Below are 15980 nucleotides of genomic sequence, written 5' to 3' on the forward strand. Positions count from 1 at the left end.
AACAACGCGCCCCGCGCCCCATAGCGCGTTGGACATTGCGCCTCGCAATTGTCGACAGAAGGCGCACGCCGCGCGATCGAAGCGCGAATCCTGTTGACCTGCGCAATTTGTGCGCGAGTCTGCGCGCACTTCATCCGGGGGCGGGCATGACATTTTCCCATCGCGCAATTCCCATCGCGCTCGCCGCCGTGCTGATCGACGCGATCGGGTTCGGGATCGTGTTGCCCGTCCTGCCGTCGCTGATCGTCGAGCTGACCGGGCAGACACTGCCCGAGGCGACGCGGATCGGCGGGTGGCTGATCATCGTGTTCGCGGTCGCGCATTTCTTTGCCGGGCCGATCCTCGGCAATCTGGGGGACCGTTATGGACGGCGGCCGGTGATCCTTGCGGCGATGCTGATCTTTGCCATCGACTATGCGCTGATGGCGTTCGCGCCGACAATCGCGTGGCTGTTCGCGGGACGGCTGATCGCGGGGATTGCGGGGGGCAGTCTATGGTCCGGCGAACGCAATCATCGCCGACGTCACCCCGCCCGACAAGCGCGGCGCGACATTCGGCCTGATGGGCGCGGCGTTCGGGATCGGGTTCATCATCGGCCCGGCGATCGGCGGCCTGCTCGGCGAGTTCGGGCCGCGCACGCCATTCATGGTCGCGGGCGCGTTGGCCGCGCTCAACGCCACATGGATCTTCTTCGTGCTGCCCGAGACGCTCGCGCCCGAGAATCGGCGCAAGTTCGAATGGAAGCGCGCCAATCCGCTCGGCACCTTCGGGCCGTTGTTCGCGATGAAGGGCGCGCTGCCTTTGCTCGTCGTCGCGTTCATCTGGCAGCTGGCGCATCAGGTCTACCCGGCGACCTGGGCCTTCTATGCCGAGCTGGCGCATGGCTGGGACAGCCGCGCGATCGGCTGGTCGCTGGCGGCGTCGGGCACCGCGATGGCGCTGACGCAGATTTTCGTCACCGGCCGCGCAATCGCCGCGCTGGGCGAAACGAAGACGCTGATGATCGGCCTGATCGTCGGCACGCTGGCCTATGCCGCCTATGCCTTCGCCACCGAAGGCTGGCAGGTTTACGTGATCCTGATGTTCGGCGCGTTGCAGATGCTGGCCTATCCCTCGCTCAACGCGATGCTGAGCCGCCGGGTCGATGCGTCCAATCAGGGCGCGTTGCAGGGCGGGATGGCGAGCATCGCCAGCGTTGCGGCGATCCTGGGGCCGCTGAGCCTGACCCAGACTTTGGCTTACGGCGCGGAACATGGCTTTGCCGGTGCGGCGTTCGCGCTGGCGGCGGCGCTGACATTGGTCGCGGTGGGGATCGTGCTGGTATTCCTGTTGCGGCGCGGGGGGCGAACCGGCACCGGTTGCGTAAGCGACGCTCGACCCCATTTGTGCGGCTCCCCCGCTGGAGCGCGCACCCATGATCGACCTGCATTACTGGCCCACCCCGAACGGCCACAAGATCACGATGTTTCTGGAGGAGGCCGGCCTCCCCTACACGATCCACGCGGTGAACATTGGCCAGGGCGACCAGTTCAAGCCCGACTTCCTGAAGATCGCGCCCAACAACCGGATGCCGGCAATTGTCGACCATGACCCGGTCGATGGCGGCGAGCCGATCAGCGTATTCGAGAGTGGCGCGATCCTGCTCTACCTCGCCAACAAGACCGGCAAGTTCTTTGGCCCCGAGCAGCGCGACAAGATCGTGCAGATGCAGTGGCTGATGTGGCAGATGGGCGGGCTCGGCCCGATGGCAGGGCAGAACCACCATTTCAACCGCTACGCCCCAGAGCCGATCCCCTATGCGCAGAAGCGCTATATCGACGAGACCAACCGGCTGTACGGCGTGCTCGACCGGCAGCTGGCGGGCAAGCCGTTCGTCGGGGGCGAGGACTATTCGATCGCCGACATGGCAATCTATCCGTGGATCGTGCCGTATGAAGCGCAGAGCCAGAATCTCGATGATTTCCCGCATGTGAAGCGCTGGTTCGAGGCGGTGGCCGCGCGGCCCGCGACGGTGCGCGCCTATGCCAAGGGTGAAGAGGTGCGGCCGGGGACTCCGGCGATGACGGACGAGCAGAAGAAGGTGCTGTTCGGGCAGACTGCGGCGGTGACGCGGGGGTGAGCCGATCCTTCTTACCAGCCCCTCCCGCCTTCGCGAGAGGGGTTGGGGAGGGTCTTCCTCTTTTTGTCTGGTGAGCGGGCAAGAAGAAGAGAAAGAAGGAGAAGACCCTCACCCAACCCTCTCCCGCAAGCGGGAGAGGGCTAAGAAGAAGAAGCGGCCTTGCCCCGGCCTGTCATAGCCCGGCCTTTTCGATCGCGTCGGCAAGTTCGCTGGCGGCCGTCCGGTCGTCGGTGGGGCGCAGCCGATTCAGAGCCGTTTGCACCCGCGTCTGTGCCACCTGGAACGTCTTGTGCCGCACCTCGCGCGCGAGATTGGTGCGCCATGCGCTGCTTTTGCCCAGTAACGGCGACCATTTCGCTTCCTCGGTCGCCAGTATCGCAAGGGCGAGGCGCAGGCCGTCGCGCCTGCCCCGCTCATAATCATCGGCCATTCATCGCCTCCACTGTGCGTGGGACTGGCAGATCGCGGTCGCGCGGAACAGGGCTAACGATGCGCTCGAACGGTCGCCCCTAGCCTTTCCCCGGCCTGCGCGACAGGCCGATGTCGAGATGCGCGCCCGCGTCGAGCAGGATCACTTCGCCGGTAATGACACGACTGGCGGGGTCGAGCAGGTTGACGATCGGGCCGGCGATGTCTTCGGCGTGGGCGGCCATTTGCATCGGGGTCTGGCCGGCGATGAAGGCCTCGAACTTCTCGAACGCTTCGGCCGTCATGCGCTCGCTGAACCAGCCGGTGCCGACATAGCCGGGCGCGACGGCGTTGACGCGGATCGCGGGGGCGAGGACGCGGGCGAGACTCTTGGTCATCGTCGCCAGCGCGCCCTTTGACGCGGCATAGGCGACCGAGGAGCCGTTGCCGAACACACCGGCGACCGATGCGATGTTGACCACGGCGCTGGCCGGGCCTTCACGCATCGCCGGAGCGCAGGCGCGGATCATCTGGAACGGGGCCACGGTGTTGAGGCGGTAGATGTCGAGGAAATCGTCCGCCGACAGCGCCTCAAGGTCTTCGTGATTGGCGAATTTGGTCTTGCCGGCATTGTTGACGAGCAGGTCGATGCGGCCGAACGCCTCCGTCGCCGCAGCAGCGAGCGCGCGGCACTGGGCGTCGTCGGCGATATCGGCCTGGACCGCGATCGATCCGTTGCCGACCTCCGCCGCCAGCGCCTCGGCCGCGTCGCGGCTGTTGGCGTAGTTGATCACGCAGCGCACGCCGCGCTCGGCCAGCCGCCGCACTACCGCAGCACCAATGCCGGTGCCGCCACCTGTGACGATCGCCGCCATGCCATGCATCGTTTCAGTCATTCTTCCGCTTTCTCCTGACAGCGAGGTGAAACCCATTCTGGCGGATTACAACTTTGCTGGCTCAATCGCCCAACCCGTGAGATCATGACACCCGCGCAATGGTCACCTGTTTTCGAGAGGGGATGCAATGATGCGACACGGAATCTGGACGGCGATCACCCCGGCATTGATCCTGGCCGCGTGCGGACCAGGCGGCGACGGCGGCAACGACACCCAGGCGGCTGCAACGACCTCCGAAGCCGATATCAGGGCCGCGCTCGTCGTTGCAGACGCGACGCAAGCCGGCTATGCGCCCGACCCTGCCTTTAGCGATGTCGTCCGCGCAGTGGCGGGCGAAGCCGATATCGACATGGCGGTCGCCTTTGAACCCGGCGCGAAATACCGGTTGATAGGCAGGTGCGGCACGGGATGCGACGAAATCGCCATCATCGCCAGCGGTCCTCCGGCATCGGGCAGCGGCCAAGCAATCTATGGCAGCAGCGACGAAGGTGCGGGAGCCGAGGTTTCGATCGATTTCACCGCGCAGCATGAGAAGGGTCGCCTGACGCTGACGATGTGGAAATGCACGGCCCCGTCCTGCCTGGCAGGAATGCGGCTGTACAAATTGAAGGTGACATAGCGCGCCTGTCGCCGATCAGGCCGCGCTACTCGGTCGCGCGGTGACGCGGCGGTGCCAGTCGTTGAGGCGAGCATGTTCCTCGGCGATGGTCAGGCCGATGAAGGTGCCGAAATCGATGGTGGTGAGGAGGAGGATGTCGGCCATCGTGTAACGCTCGCCCGCGAGATACGGGGTTTCGCCGAGCGCGGCGTCGAACAGAGCATGGGCGCGGGCGACGAGCGGGCGGTTGCTCTCGCCGAAGTCCTTATACTGGTGCGGCACGACGCGCGCGGTGAAGGGGTGGGTGTGGATCCAGATCATGCCGGTCGGGACCATCAGGCGCAGCTCGACGCGGCGGCTCCACATTTCGATCTGCGCGATTTCGGTCGGGGTCGTGCCGAACAGCGGGGGTTCGGGATGCAACGCCTCGAGATAGCGGCAGATCGCTACGCTTTCGGAGAGGCAGGTTCCGTCGTCGAGCTTGAGCGCCGGGGTCTGGCCGAGCGGGTTGATCGCCTTGAATTCGTCGCTCTTGTGCTCTCCCTTCAGGATCGACACGTCCTGTCGCGGCAGGTCGATCCCCTTCTCTGCGGCAAAGATGCGCACGCGGCGCGGGTTGGGGGCGGGCATCGCCGAATCGTAGAAGATCATTACCCTCTCCAGATCGTTTTTAGAAGATCACGTATGGCAGCGGATGGCGGTTTCGCATAGCTATCGAAACGAATAGAGGAGAGAGAATGCAGACGGCGCGCGCGATCCTGGACCAGTCCTTTGGCACCGTCCCCGACCTGATCGCCGCCCATGCGCGCGAGCGCGGGGACAAGCCGGCGGTGGTGCATGGCGACGATTCGCTGAGCTATGGGCAGCTCGATGCGCGGATGGACCGGGTCGCGGCGGCGTTGCAGCGCGACGGGCTGGCGCGCGGGCAGGCGGTGGCAATCGTCGGGGCGATGAGCGTCGACTATGCGGCAGTGTTTCTGGGCGCGATCCGCGCGGGCGGGGCGCCGGCGCCGATCGCGCCGTCCTCGACCGGCGAGCAGATGGCGGCGATGATCGCGGACAGCGGCGCTGGCGTGGTGTTCCTCGATGCCGATGCCGCGGCGACATTGGGCGAGCGTGCGGTGGCGGCGCGCCGGGTTGCGCTGGATGCGAGCGATGCGGGTCTGGCGCTGGACGCGTGGCTGGAGGGCGCGGGGTCGCCCTCCCCCGTCGCGCTGCGGCCCGAGGATCCGTTCAACATCATCTATTCGAGCGGGACCACCGGGACGCCCAAGGGGATCGTCCAGCCGCATGCGATGCGCTGGGCACATATCGCGCGGGGCGATGCGGCGGGCTTTGCCGATGCGGTGACGATGATCGCGACGCCGCTCTATTCGAACACGACTTTGGTGAGCTTTATCCCGACGCTCGCCTGGGGCGGAACGGCGGTGCTACTCGGCAAGTTCGACGCGCGCGGCTTTCTGGAGGCGGCGGAGCGGCATCGCGGCACGCATGCGATGCTGGTGCCGGTGCAGTATCAGCGGATCATGGCGCTGACCGATTTCGATATCTTCGACCTGTCGAGCTTTCGGTTGAAGACCTGTACCAGCGCGCCCTTCTCCGCCGCGCTCAAGGCCGATGTGGTGGCGCGCTGGCCGGGGCTGCTGGTCGAATATTACGGGATGACCGAAGGGGGTGGCACCTGCATCCTCAATGCGAGTGCGCATCCCGACAAGCTGCACACGGTGGGCCAGCCCGCGCCGGGGCACGACATCCGCCTGATCGACGAGGAGGGCCGCGAGGTCGCTCAGGGCGAGATGGGCGAGGTGGTCGGGCGCAGCGGGGCGATGATGTCGGGCTATCACGGGCGCAAACAGGCGACGTCGGAGGCGGAGTGGTTTTGTCCTGAAGGCAATCGCTTCATCCGGCATGGCGATGTCGGGCGGTTCGACGCGGACGGATTCCTGATCCTGATGGACCGCAAGAAGGACCTGATCATCTCGGGCGGGTTCAACCTCTATCCGAGCGATCTGGAGGCGGAGTTGATCAAGCATCCCGGCGTGCGCGATTGCGCGGTGGTGGGTGTGCCGTCCGAGGCTTGGGGCGAGACGCCGGTGGGATTCTACGTCCCTGCCGATGCGACCCCGGCTGGGGAGATACTGGCAGCGGTCAATGCGACGCTCGGCAAGACGCAGCGGCTGGCCGACCTGATCGCGATCGATGAACTGCCGCGCAGCGTGATCGGCAAGGTGCTGAAGCGCGAATTGCGTGACCTGTATGTGGAGAAGAGTCCGGCATGACGTCGCTTATCGAGTTGCTGACATCGGCACAGCGGAACGAGACCGGTTTCACGACCGAAATACCGTCCAACTGGCTGCAGGGGCGCACCGCCTATGGCGGGCTGTCGTCGGCGCTGGCACTGGCGGCGGCGAAGCAGGTCGAACCGGACCTGCCGCCGCTGCGGTCGGCGCAGGTCGCGTTTGTGGGGCCGCTGGCAGGGCCGGTGACGGTGAGTGCCACGAAGCTGCGGCGAGGCCGGAACGCGGCATTCATCCAGGCGGATGTCAGCAGCGAGGCGGGTCTCGGGCTGCGGACGAACTTCGTGTTCATGGCGCGGATGGAGTCGGCGATCGACCATGACGCGACCGCGCGAGCGGCGCATGCGCCGCCGCCTGCAGATGCCGAGCTTTATACGGGGCCGAAGGAGTTTTTTACCGGCAATTTCAACTTCTTCGACCTGAAGGGCGCATCGGGGCCGACACAATGGCTGCGCTGGGGGCGGCTGATCGACCGGGCGGGGCTGGACCCGGAGGTCGAGTTGATGGCGCTGGGCGACGCGCTGCCGCCGGCGGCGTTCAAGCTGTTCGCGAAGATGACGCCGCTGTCGTCGCTGACCTGGCAGGTCAACATCCTTCGGCCTGCGCCGGTGACGCAGGACGGCTGGTGGTTGCTGGAGGCGGAGACCGACAGCGCGCGCGGCGGCTATTCGAGCCAGACGATGCGGATGTGGGCTGCGGACGGGACGCTGGTGGCCGAGGGGATGCAGGGCGTGGCGATTTTCGGGTGAGGCACGCCAATCCTCCCCGGAACGGGGAGGTGGCAGCGCGCAGCGCTGACGGAGGGGCCCGAGGCACCGGATCCGTTGCCTCGGGCCCCCTCCACCACCGCCTTCGGCGGCGGTCCCCCTCCCCGTTCCGGGGAGGATTTTCTGACTCCGACACAATTTGCGACAAACTCCTGTCACGCTGACAAATGGCTGCGACAGGCGGGGTTCAGAAGGGCATCACTGCGGCGCCCCCTGCCGCGTGTGACAGGAGCCCTTATGAAGACGTTTCTCACCACGGCGGCAATCGGCGCGATGCTGACTGCGGGTGCCGCAATTGCCATGCAGACGCAGGCCCCGACCGCACCCAAGCAACCGATTTCGAAGGCCGAAATGCTCGCCCGCGCCGATGCGCGGTTCGACCGGCTCGACACCAACAAGGACGGCCAGCTGAGCGCCGAAGAGCGCAAGGCGGGTGCCGAAGCCGCGCGCAAGGCGATGGCGGAGCGCAAGGGCGGCGAACTGCAGGACTTTGTGCCCGGCGCACGTCGTGGCGGTACCGCGATTGGTGGCCGAATGCTGGCGCGCGTCGACACCAATGGCGATGGACTGATCAGCAAGGCCGAACACCGCGCCATGGCCGAGGCGCGCTTTGTCCGGATGGACGCCGACAAGGACGGCATGGTCGAGGCGGGCGAAGCCCGCAAGGGCTGGGGCAAGCGCGGTGAAGGCCGTGGCGGCAAAGCCAAGGCGATGCGCGACGGTCGTGGTGGTGGTGCGGGCATGATGATGGCCGACACCAACAAGGACGGCGCGATCAGCAAGGCCGAGTTCGACGCCCAGTCGGCGCAGCGCTTTGCCAAGCTCGACACCAATAGCGACGGCAAGATCGATGCCGCCGAGATGAAGGCGCAGCGCGACAAGGCGCGCGACGCGATGAAGAAGATGCGCGCGCACCGCGGTCACACGCCGCCGCCACCGCCTTCCCCCAGGGCGAGTGACGGCGATGCCGGGCGGGTTTGACGACCTCCTCCGTGCCCGCCCGGCACTTCCCGAGCGGGTGGAATCTGCTAACCAAAGCGAGATGACCAACGAGACCCCGCATTTGCTGCTCGTCGATGACGAGCGCTCGATCCGTGAGCCGCTGGCGCAATATCTGACCAAACAGGGGTTTCGCGTGACCCAGGTCGGCGATGCCGAGGCGGCGCGGACGCGGCTGTCGGCCTATGCGATCGACCTGGTCGTGCTCGATATCATGATGCCGGGCGAGGATGGGCTGAGCCTGTGCCGCCATATCCGTGCGACCAGCGAGGTTCCGGTGATCCTGCTGACGGCAAAGAGCGAGGAGACCGACCGCATCGTGGGCCTTGAGATGGGTGCCGACGATTATGTCGTGAAGCCCTTTTCCCCGCGCGAGCTGGCGGCGCGGATCAAAGTGGTGCTGCGCCGGATGCAGGCTGGCGGCACGCGCCTGTCCGCGCCGGAAACCGGCAGCTACGCCTTTTCGGGCTGGGTGCTGAAGACCGGCGAGCGCGCTTTGGTCGATCGCGACGGCGTTTCGGTGCCGTTGTCGACCGGCGAATACAGCCTGTTGCTGGCACTGGTGATGCGCCCGCGCGCGGTGCTGACCCGCGATCAGCTGCTCGACCTGACGCAAGGGCGCGAGGCGGCGGCGTTCGACCGTGCCATCGACAATCAGGTCAGCCGGTTGCGCAAGAAGATCGAGCCCGATGCCAAGAACCCGACGCTGATCAAGACGGTGTGGGGCGGCGGCTACACGCTGGCGAGCGACGTTACCAAGCTGTGAGAAGGTTCGTTCCCAGCAGCCTGACCGGCCAGATCGCATTGCTGGTTGCGCTCGCGCTGTTCGTGGCGCAGGCGATCAACTTCGGCCTGATCCTGCGCGAGCGGCGCTCGCTGCGCTTCGAACAGGTTACCGCGCCGGCCATCACGCGCGTGGTCGATGCCGCCGAACGCATCCGCGACGGCCGCTTCCGCGACCATCCCGACGGACGGCGCGCGCGGCTGCGGATCGAGCCGAGCAACCCGATCCCGCCCGGACTGCGCAGCAAGCCCGAGGTCGAGGAAGGCATCCGACTGTCGCTGGCCGAGGCGGGGATTCCGGTCGGACAGATCGTCACCGGGGTGCGCAGATTGTCGGCGACCGACCCGCGCTTTGCACGGATGAACGCGCTGCGCGCCGAGCGGATGAAGCGGCTGGGCGGCGAGCTGATAGTCGCGGTCGAACTGCCCGGCAAGGGCTGGCTGGTGCTGACATCGGCCTGGCCGCGCAGCGATGGCGACATCATCTGGCGGCTGATCCTGCAGACGCTGATCATCTATGCCGTGGTGCTGGTGCCGGTACTGTGGGTCGGGCATCGCGTCGCGCGACCACTGCGCTCCCTGGCCGTTTCGGCGCGCGAGTTTCATCCCGCCTCCCCGGGAGATCCGATCGAGGAACGCGGACCGGGCGACGTTCGTGCGGTGATCGCGGCGTATAATCTGATGCGCGACCGCGTGACTGCGATGCTGGACGAAAAGGACCAGATGCTCGGCGCGATCGGGCATGATCTGCGCACCCCGCTGGCGGCGCTGCGGGTGCGAATCGAGTCGGTGGAGGACGAGGAAGACCGCGCGCGGATGGCGGACACGATCGACGAGATGAACCGCACGCTGGACGACATCTTGTCGCTGGCGCGGCTGGGCCGACCGAGCGAGCCGCCGACCGAGACCGACCTGTCGGCACTGATCGACGCGGTCGTCGACGATTTCCGCGATCTGGGTGCGCCGGTCGAGTATGAAGACGGCCACCGGCTGATCCGTCGCATCCGTCCGTCGCTGATGCGGCGCGCGGTGCGCAACCTGATCGAGAATGCGGTCAAATATGGCGGCGGCGCGGAGGTGAAACTGATCCAGGACGCGAGCGGCGTGCGGATCGAGGTGGGCGACCGCGGCCCCGGCATTCCGGAAGAGCAGATCGCGGCGGTGTTCGATCCCTTCACCCGGCTCGACCCGTCGCGCAACCGCACGACTGGCGGGGTTGGCCTCGGCCTGACGCTGGCGCGCGCGATCGTGCGCGAGGCGGGGGGCGACATCACGCTGGCCAATCGCGAGGGCGGCGGGCTGTGCGCGACGATCACGCTGCCGGGGCGGTAGGCTCACCCGCAATCTTATTCCCCTCCCTGAATGGGAGGGGCTAGGGGTGGGTCTAGTGGCAAGCGAGGCTCGATGCCTCGATTGCCGCTGTTTTGCCGAACGCTTGGTTTGAGTCTCTTCGGCGCGCAGACGCGCGCACCCACCCCCAGCCCCTCCCTTTCAGGGAGGGGAAAAGGAGGGCTGAATGTCGAACGCCCCAAGCGGTTGACAGGAAAGCGGCTTCCCCCGACCAAGCAAATCAGGGGGACGTGGTGTGAGCGGGTTCGAGTTCATCTTTTCGCTGTTCGGGCTGATGCTCGGCCTGTCGCTGGCCGAGGGGCTGGGCGGACTGACGCGGGCGATCAAGGTGCGCGGGTTCCGCGCGATCGGCTGGCCGACCGCCCTGCTCGGCCTGTTCGTGTCGTGCGACGTGGTGACATTCTGGATGTATGGCTGGGCGATGCGCGACCAATTGCCGCTGAGCTGGCCGGTGATGTTCGGCGGGTTCGTGGTGACCGCAATCTATTATGTCGCGGCGTCGCTGGTGTTTCCCGATGCGGTGGATCGCGACAGCGATCTCGACGCGCATTTCGACCGGAATTACCGCACGGTGATCGGAGCGGTGCTGTTGTGCAATGTGGCGCTGATCGCCACCGCCTTTGCACTGCTCGACTTCGCGTTCGACCTGCGCACGATGGTGCTGACCTTCTCCTTCTTCCCGGTCAGCCTGATCGCGGTCCTGGTGCCCCGGCGAGCGGTGGTGATCGCGTGCCTGATCTGGCTGATCGCGCTCTACCCACTGTCGGCGGTGTGGCACTAGTTTGTCGGCTTCGCCGAGGGGTCACCGGCCCACCCGAAACCAAAACGGGCCGGGGTTGCCCCCGGCCCGCTTCGCAATGTTCAGATGATCGGGTCGATCAGCCGACAATCTCTTCCGGCTTGAAGAAGTAGGCGATTTCGATCGCGGCATTCTCGTCGCTGTCCGAACCATGGACGGTATTGGCTTCGATCGACTCGGCCAGCTCGGCGCGGATCGTGCCCGGCTCGGCGTTGGCGGGGTTGGTCGCGCCCATGATGTCGCGGTTGCGCTGCATGGCGTTCTCGCCCTCGAGCACCTGCACCACGACCGGGCCGGAGATCATGAATTCGACCAGTTCGCCGAAGAAGGGACGCTCCTTGTGCACCGCGTAGAAGCCCTCGGCCTGTTCGCGGGTCATGTGGATGCGCTTGCTGGCGACGACGCGCAGGCCGGCTTCCTCAAGCATCTTGGTGACCGCGCCGGTCAGGTTGCGGCGGGTGGCATCGGGCTTGATGATCGAAAAGGTACGGGTCACGGCCATGGCCATGCGGCTCCTGTCATATGGGGGATGGGATTGCGCGCGCCCTTAGAGGGGCGCGGGCGTGGTGGCAAGGGGGCGGACGTTACGCCGCCTGCACCCAGCCGCTCTCGCCCTGCCTCCAGTAGCGGCGCTCGACGCCGTCGCGGTCGGCCAAGCCCTTCCACGCGATCCGGGCCGCGCCGATGCTGTCTTCGCCGAAAAAGTGGAAGGCGCGGTCGAAGGTCAGCGCTTCGTCGCGCCATTCGCCGTCGATCAGCGCGACGTGGCGCGCGCCGTTGCCGGGCGCGACCGCTTCGCCGATCAGGACGGGCTGGAGGCTGTCATCCCCTGCCCCGGCCTGGGCGTGGGGGAGGAAGCTGTCGGGGCGGAAGGTCCACAGCAGCTGGTCGATCCGGCGGCGCTGTTCGGCATCGGCGGAGACGATCAGCAGGCGCTGGCCGGTTTCCACCACCTTCGCCGCAATCTGCGGGAGCGCGCGCTCCAGCGGGGTCGCGGTGAGGTGGTAGAAATCGACCTGCATGGCCCGATCAGCGCTCGAAATTGTCGCGGATATAGCGGTCGAGCAGGCGGACGCCGTAGCCGGTTGCGCCCTTGTCGTAATTCGGGCCGGGCTTGTCGGCCCACACCATGCCGGCGATGTCGAGATGCGCCCAGCGCACGCCGGGGTCGACGAAGCGCTGGATGAACTGGGCCGCGGTGATCGACCCGGCTCCGCGCGGGCCGACATTCTTCATGTCGGCGATCGGACTGTCGATCAGCTTGTTGTAAGCGTCGCCGAGCGGGAAGCGCCACAGATGGTCGCCGGTCGCGCGGCCCGCCGACAACAGTTCCTCGGCCAAACCATCGTCGTTCGAAAACAGCCCGCCATGCTCGTTGCCCAGCGCAATGATCATCGCGCCGGTCAGCGTGGCAAGATCGACGATCGTCTTGGGGCCATGCGTGCGCTGGACCCAGGTGATCGCGTCGCACAGCACCAGCCGCCCCTCGGCGTCGGTGTTGATGACCTCGATCGTCTGGCCCGACATCGAGGTGACGACGTCGCCGGGGCGCTGGGCGTTGCCGTCGGGCATGTTCTCGACCAGGCCGCACACGCCGATGACGTTCGCCTTGGCCTTGCGGGTGGCGAGTGCCTTCATCGCGCCCGCGACGGCACCTGCACCGCCCATGTCCCACTTCATATCTTCCATGCCGGCGGCCGGCTTGATCGAGATGCCGCCGGTGTCGAAGGTCACGCCCTTGCCGACCAGGGCGACATCGACGTCACCCGATCCCTTGCCGTTCCAGCGCATCGCGAGCAGGCGGGCCTCACGGCGCGAACCCTGTGCGACGCCGAGCAAAGCCCCCATGCCGAGCTTTTCCATGTCGGCGCGGTCGAGCACGGTGATTTCGACGCCCAGCTCCGCGAGGTGGCGACAGCGTTCGACAAAGCTTTCCGGGTAGATGATGTTCGGCGGCTCCGACACCAAAGTGCGGGTCAGCTCCATTCCCTGCGTCACCGCGTCGAGGCTCGCCCAGCTCGACTCGCTGTCGGCGGGGGGCGTTGGCGAGGGTGAGGGTGGCGAGGGTCGGCTTCTGCTTGTCGGCAAGCTTGGTGCGATAGACATCGTGACGCCAGCCGCGCTGCACGGCGGCGGCGGCGAAGCGGGCGACGGCGCGGGCCGTCGGAGCACCGCCGAGCGCGGCGAAATCGACCGTGATGGCGGTTACGCCCGAGACAAGGAAGCGCGCGGTCAATGCTCCGCCGGCGCGTTCATAGTCCACCTCGCTGCCGGATCCGACGCCGAGCAGGAGGATGCGCTTCGCCGCCTCGTCCCCCGGCACGAAGATTTCGGCGATGCCGCCCGCCTCGCCCTCGAACCGGCCGGCACGGGCCGCACCACGGACCAGCGCGAGCGTCGCATCGTCGAGCGTGCCGGCAGGCATCCGATCCAGCCCGTCCTTTTCGACCGGGAGCGCGAGCACCGCCGCATCGGCGGGGCGGGTGGCGGAAAAAATGACCTGCATGAAGCTTCCTGTTCCTCTGGGCGTTAGCGGATCTCTTGGGCCGCGATTCACGCCTATCTAGGGCGGTGCTCCAGACGGGGCAACGCCGGGCGATTGCGAAGCGGGCCATGCGGTGCGATAGGGCAGCTTCAGCCCTGCGCGGGGCGATGTTGGGTACAAAGGGGTTTCGAAGAACGTGACGCGCAAGGCTCTGCTGCTCGCCGGGGTCGTCCCGCTGGCCCTGTGCCTGGCTCCGGGTGCCGCCGCAACCGGCGGCCAGGATTTGCAGGACCGCGCGGTCGAGCCACCGCCGCCGTCCGAAACCCCGCTCCCGGACGATCCCAACCAGATCCAGTTTTCCGCCGACCTGGCCGAATATGATTCGCAGGGCGATATCGTCACGGTCAGCGGCGATGTGCGCCTGTTCCGCGAAGGCAACCGGCTGCGCGCGGACAAGGTGGTATGGAACCGCAAGACCGGACAAGTGGTGGCCGAGGGTAATATCGCCGTCACCAATCCGGAGGGCGACACCGCCTATGGCGACAAGATCGAGCTGACCGATTCGCTGAAGGACGGGGCGATCGAGAATATGCTCGTCGTGCTGGAGCAGGGCGGTCGGATCGCGGCCGAGCGCGGCACGCGCGGTGCCGATGGCGTGATCCGGGTAGATCGCGCCGCCTATACCCCCTGCGCGGTGGTCGATTCTGGCAATTGCCCCAAGGAACCTTCGTGGAAGATCACGGCGGTGCGGGTCGTCTATGACCCGGCGAAGCAGCGCATCCGGTACACCGGCGCGCGGGTGTCGCTGTTCGGGATCGCTTCGCTTCCACTTCCGGTATTTTCGCATTCGGTGGGCGATGGGAACGCCAGCGGCCTGCTCGCGCCCGAAATCCGGTACGATGCGGTCAATGGGTTCGAGGTCGCCCTCCCCTATTATTTCAGTCTGGCACCCAATCGCGACCTGACGATCACGCCGCGCCTGTTCACCGATGCGTTGCCTATGCTCCAGGCCGATTATCGCCACCTGCTCGACAAGGGCGCGTTTCGCGTGACCGGCTATGCCACCTATAGTCGGCGCAGCGACGACTTCATCTCCCCCACTCCGGGCGTATCGAGCGAGAATGCGTTCCGCGGCTATCTGGACGCAGTCGGTCGCTATCAGTTCGACGAGAACTGGAGCACCAGCGGATCGGTGCGCCTGGCGAGCGACCGCACCTTTCTGCGGCGCTACGACATTTCGAGCGACGACCGGCTGCGCAACAATCTGCGCGCCGAGCGGATCGACCGCGATTCCTATTTTTCGATCAATGGCTGGTTCGTCCAGACGCTGCGCCCGACCGAGAATCAGGGGCTTCAGGCGGTGGCGCTGCCCGAGATCGACTACCGGCTGCGATTCGGCCAGGGCCTGATCGCGGGCGGGCGCTTCGAACTCCAGGCCAATACGCTGGCGATCGGGCGCAGCGCCGGACAGGATACACAGCGTGCCTTCACCTCACTGCGCTATGACCTGCGCAAGCTGACTTCATGGGGGCAGGAGGTGACGCTGACCGGCTATGCCCGCGGCGACCTCTACAACACCACCCAGACCGCAGCGACCAGCGTCGTCAGCTATCGCGGGCTGGAGGGGTTTCGTGGCCGCGCGATCGGCGCGCTGGCGCTCGACGTCAAATGGCCGCTGATCGGCGATGCGTTTGGCGGGACGCAGCGGATCACCCCGCGCTTCCAGATCGTCGCCGCGCCACGCATCGACAATTTCGACGTACCGAATGAAGACGCGCGCTCTGTCGACCTTGAGGATTCGAACCTCTTCGCGCTCAATCGCTTTCCCGGATACGACCGGTTCGAGGATTCGACCCGCTTTACCTTTGGCGTCGATTACGCGCTCTACCTGCCCGGCCTGTCGATCGAGGCGAATGTGGGGCAAAGCTATCGCCTGACGTCGCGCCCGGCGATCCTGCCCGACGGCACGGGACTCGACGACCGGCTGTCGGATATCGTCGGCCGGACGGTGGTGCGCTATCGCGACTTCCTGTCGTTCACGCACCGATATCGAGTCGACAAGGACAATTTCGCGGTGCGCCGCAACGAAATCGACGCGACGGTGGGATCGCGCACGACATTCGTCACGCTCGGCTATCTGCGGCTCAACCGCAACATCCCGTTCGCGCTGGAGGATCTGCAGGACCGTGAGGAAGCGCGGATCGGCGCGCGGGTCCAGATCACGCGCTTCTGGTCCGCATTCGGATCGGCGGTGGTCGACCTGACCGATGCCGAGGAAGATCCCGCCTCGCTCGCGGATGGGTTCGAACCGGTGCGGCACCGGCTGGGCGTCGAATATGAGGATGACTGTATCCGCATCGGCCTGACCTGGAAGCGCGATTATCAGACCACCGGCGACGCGCGGCGGGGGAGTTCGTACCTGTTCACGCTGGCGCTGAAGAATCTGGGGCGTTAGTTTGAGGCTGCGGCACCGGCCCGC

General features: G+C 66.5%; 15 protein-coding genes and 2 pseudogenes. 10 read left to right on the forward strand and 7 right to left on the reverse strand.

Going from position 1 to position 15980, the window contains the following annotated elements; all coding sequences use genetic code 11:
* Positions 1-130: 130 nt before the first annotated feature.
* Complete coding sequence (locus tag LRS12_RS02080) at positions 131-304, reverse strand: hypothetical protein (protein ID WP_257845539.1); 174 nt, start codon at positions 302-304, stop codon at positions 131-133.
* On the opposite strand from LRS12_RS02080, the pseudogene LRS12_RS02085 reads away from it, so the two are divergent.
* Together LRS12_RS02085 and LRS12_RS02090 are read left to right on the forward strand one after the other, a co-directional pair.
* Positions 222-1278, forward strand: a pseudogene (locus LRS12_RS02085) (TCR/Tet family MFS transporter); the annotation flags it as partial. The gene LRS12_RS02080 and the pseudogene LRS12_RS02085 sit on opposite strands and share 83 nt — an antisense overlap.
* Before the next feature lie 136 nt (positions 1279-1414).
* Entirely contained in the window at positions 1415-2119 is a 705-nt protein-coding gene (locus LRS12_RS02090; protein ID WP_257843086.1) for a glutathione binding-like protein, read from the forward strand.
* A 172-nt stretch (positions 2120-2291) separates the two neighbouring features.
* Here LRS12_RS02090 and LRS12_RS02095 read toward each other — a convergent pair whose 3' ends face one another.
* Both LRS12_RS02095 and LRS12_RS02100 read right to left on the reverse strand, forming a co-directional pair.
* Positions 2292-2549, reverse strand: coding sequence for a hypothetical protein (locus tag LRS12_RS02095; protein WP_257843087.1), 258 nt, complete (start codon positions 2547-2549; stop codon positions 2292-2294).
* A 79-nt stretch (positions 2550-2628) separates the two neighbouring features.
* Positions 2629-3423 carry an SDR family NAD(P)-dependent oxidoreductase gene (locus tag LRS12_RS02100; RefSeq protein WP_257843088.1) on the reverse strand — a complete coding sequence of 265 codons (795 nt, stop codon included), beginning with the start codon at positions 3421-3423 and terminating at the stop codon, positions 2629-2631.
* 130 nt (positions 3424-3553) lie between these two features.
* On the opposite strand from LRS12_RS02100, the gene LRS12_RS02105 reads away from it, so the two are divergent.
* Positions 3554-4042 (forward strand): hypothetical protein, encoded by a 489-nt coding sequence (locus tag LRS12_RS02105; protein ID WP_257843089.1) that lies wholly within the window; start codon positions 3554-3556, stop codon positions 4040-4042.
* Positions 4043-4057: 15 nt separating this feature from the next.
* Here LRS12_RS02105 and LRS12_RS02110 read toward each other — a convergent pair whose 3' ends face one another.
* Positions 4058-4672: a glutathione S-transferase family protein gene (locus tag LRS12_RS02110; protein WP_257843091.1), complete on the reverse strand. Its 615-nt coding sequence runs from the start codon at positions 4670-4672 to the stop codon at positions 4058-4060.
* A gap of 86 nt (positions 4673-4758) precedes the next feature.
* Here LRS12_RS02110 and LRS12_RS02115 point away from each other — a divergent pair, with 86 nt between their 5' ends.
* From LRS12_RS02115 to LRS12_RS02140, 6 genes are all read left to right on the forward strand, one after another.
* Complete coding sequence (locus tag LRS12_RS02115) at positions 4759-6300, forward strand: class I adenylate-forming enzyme family protein (protein WP_257843092.1); 1542 nt, start codon at positions 4759-4761, stop codon at positions 6298-6300.
* Positions 6297-7067 (forward strand): thioesterase family protein, encoded by a 771-nt coding sequence (locus tag LRS12_RS02120; protein ID WP_257843093.1) that lies wholly within the window; start codon positions 6297-6299, stop codon positions 7065-7067. The genes LRS12_RS02115 and LRS12_RS02120 overlap by 4 nt, the downstream gene beginning before the upstream one ends.
* 255 nt (positions 7068-7322) lie before the next feature.
* Positions 7323-8066, forward strand: a complete 744-nt coding sequence (locus tag LRS12_RS02125; RefSeq protein WP_257843094.1) for an EF-hand domain-containing protein — start codon at positions 7323-7325, stop codon at positions 8064-8066.
* Positions 8067-8127: 61 nt separating this feature from the next.
* Positions 8128-8850 carry a response regulator gene (locus LRS12_RS02130; protein WP_257843095.1) on the forward strand — a complete coding sequence of 241 codons (723 nt, stop codon included), beginning with the start codon at positions 8128-8130 and terminating at the stop codon, positions 8848-8850.
* Entirely contained in the window at positions 8847-10199 is a 1353-nt protein-coding gene (locus tag LRS12_RS02135; RefSeq protein ID WP_257843096.1) for a cell wall metabolism sensor histidine kinase WalK, read from the forward strand. The genes LRS12_RS02130 and LRS12_RS02135 overlap by 4 nt, the downstream gene beginning before the upstream one ends.
* A gap of 253 nt (positions 10200-10452) precedes the next feature.
* A complete protein-coding gene (locus LRS12_RS02140) occupies positions 10453-10998 on the forward strand; it encodes a hypothetical protein (protein ID WP_257843097.1) in 546 nt (181 codons plus the stop codon).
* Between the two features lie 97 nt (positions 10999-11095).
* Here the strand turns inward: LRS12_RS02140 and ndk are convergent, their stop codons facing one another.
* From ndk to LRS12_RS02155, 3 genes and pseudogenes are all read right to left on the reverse strand, one after another.
* Positions 11096-11518, reverse strand: a complete 423-nt coding sequence (ndk, locus tag LRS12_RS02145) for a nucleoside-diphosphate kinase (protein WP_257845413.1) — start codon at positions 11516-11518, stop codon at positions 11096-11098.
* Between the two features lie 82 nt (positions 11519-11600).
* A complete protein-coding gene (locus LRS12_RS02150; protein ID WP_257843098.1) occupies positions 11601-12038 on the reverse strand; it encodes a DNA polymerase III subunit chi in 438 nt (145 codons plus the stop codon).
* Between the two features lie 7 nt (positions 12039-12045).
* Positions 12046-13522, reverse strand: a pseudogene (locus LRS12_RS02155) (leucyl aminopeptidase).
* Positions 13523-13697: 175 nt separating this feature from the next.
* Here LRS12_RS02155 and LRS12_RS02160 point away from each other — a divergent pair.
* Complete coding sequence (locus LRS12_RS02160; protein ID WP_374580130.1) at positions 13698-15956, forward strand: LPS-assembly protein LptD; 2259 nt, start codon at positions 13698-13700, stop codon at positions 15954-15956.
* Positions 15957-15980 lie beyond the last annotated feature (24 nt).

The sequence above is a fragment of the Sphingomonas sp. J344 genome (genome assembly GCF_024700005.1).
GTDB lineage: Bacteria > Pseudomonadota > Alphaproteobacteria > Sphingomonadales > Sphingomonadaceae > Sphingomonas.

Coding starts and splice junctions, on each gene's coding strand:
- LRS12_RS02080 (WP_257845539.1), bottom strand. CDS start 304: ATGATCAGCCACCCGCCGATCCGCGTCGCCTCGGGCAGTGTCTGCCCG.
- LRS12_RS02090 (WP_257843086.1), top strand. CDS start 1,415: ATGATCGACCTGCATTACTGGCCCACCCCGAACGGCCACAAGATCACG.
- LRS12_RS02095 (WP_257843087.1), bottom strand. CDS start 2,549: ATGGCCGATGATTATGAGCGGGGCAGGCGCGACGGCCTGCGCCTCGCC.
- LRS12_RS02100 (WP_257843088.1), bottom strand. CDS start 3,423: ATGACTGAAACGATGCATGGCATGGCGGCGATCGTCACAGGTGGCGGC.
- LRS12_RS02105 (WP_257843089.1), top strand. CDS start 3,554: ATGCGACACGGAATCTGGACGGCGATCACCCCGGCATTGATCCTGGCC.
- LRS12_RS02110 (WP_257843091.1), bottom strand. CDS start 4,672: ATGATCTTCTACGATTCGGCGATGCCCGCCCCCAACCCGCGCCGCGTG.
- LRS12_RS02115 (WP_257843092.1), top strand. CDS start 4,759: ATGCAGACGGCGCGCGCGATCCTGGACCAGTCCTTTGGCACCGTCCCC.
- LRS12_RS02120 (WP_257843093.1), top strand. CDS start 6,297: ATGACGTCGCTTATCGAGTTGCTGACATCGGCACAGCGGAACGAGACC.
- LRS12_RS02125 (WP_257843094.1), top strand. CDS start 7,323: ATGAAGACGTTTCTCACCACGGCGGCAATCGGCGCGATGCTGACTGCG.
- LRS12_RS02130 (WP_257843095.1), top strand. CDS start 8,128: ATGACCAACGAGACCCCGCATTTGCTGCTCGTCGATGACGAGCGCTCG.
- ndk (WP_257845413.1), bottom strand. CDS start 11,518: ATGGCCGTGACCCGTACCTTTTCGATCATCAAGCCCGATGCCACCCGC.
- LRS12_RS02150 (WP_257843098.1), bottom strand. CDS start 12,038: ATGCAGGTCGATTTCTACCACCTCACCGCGACCCCGCTGGAGCGCGCG.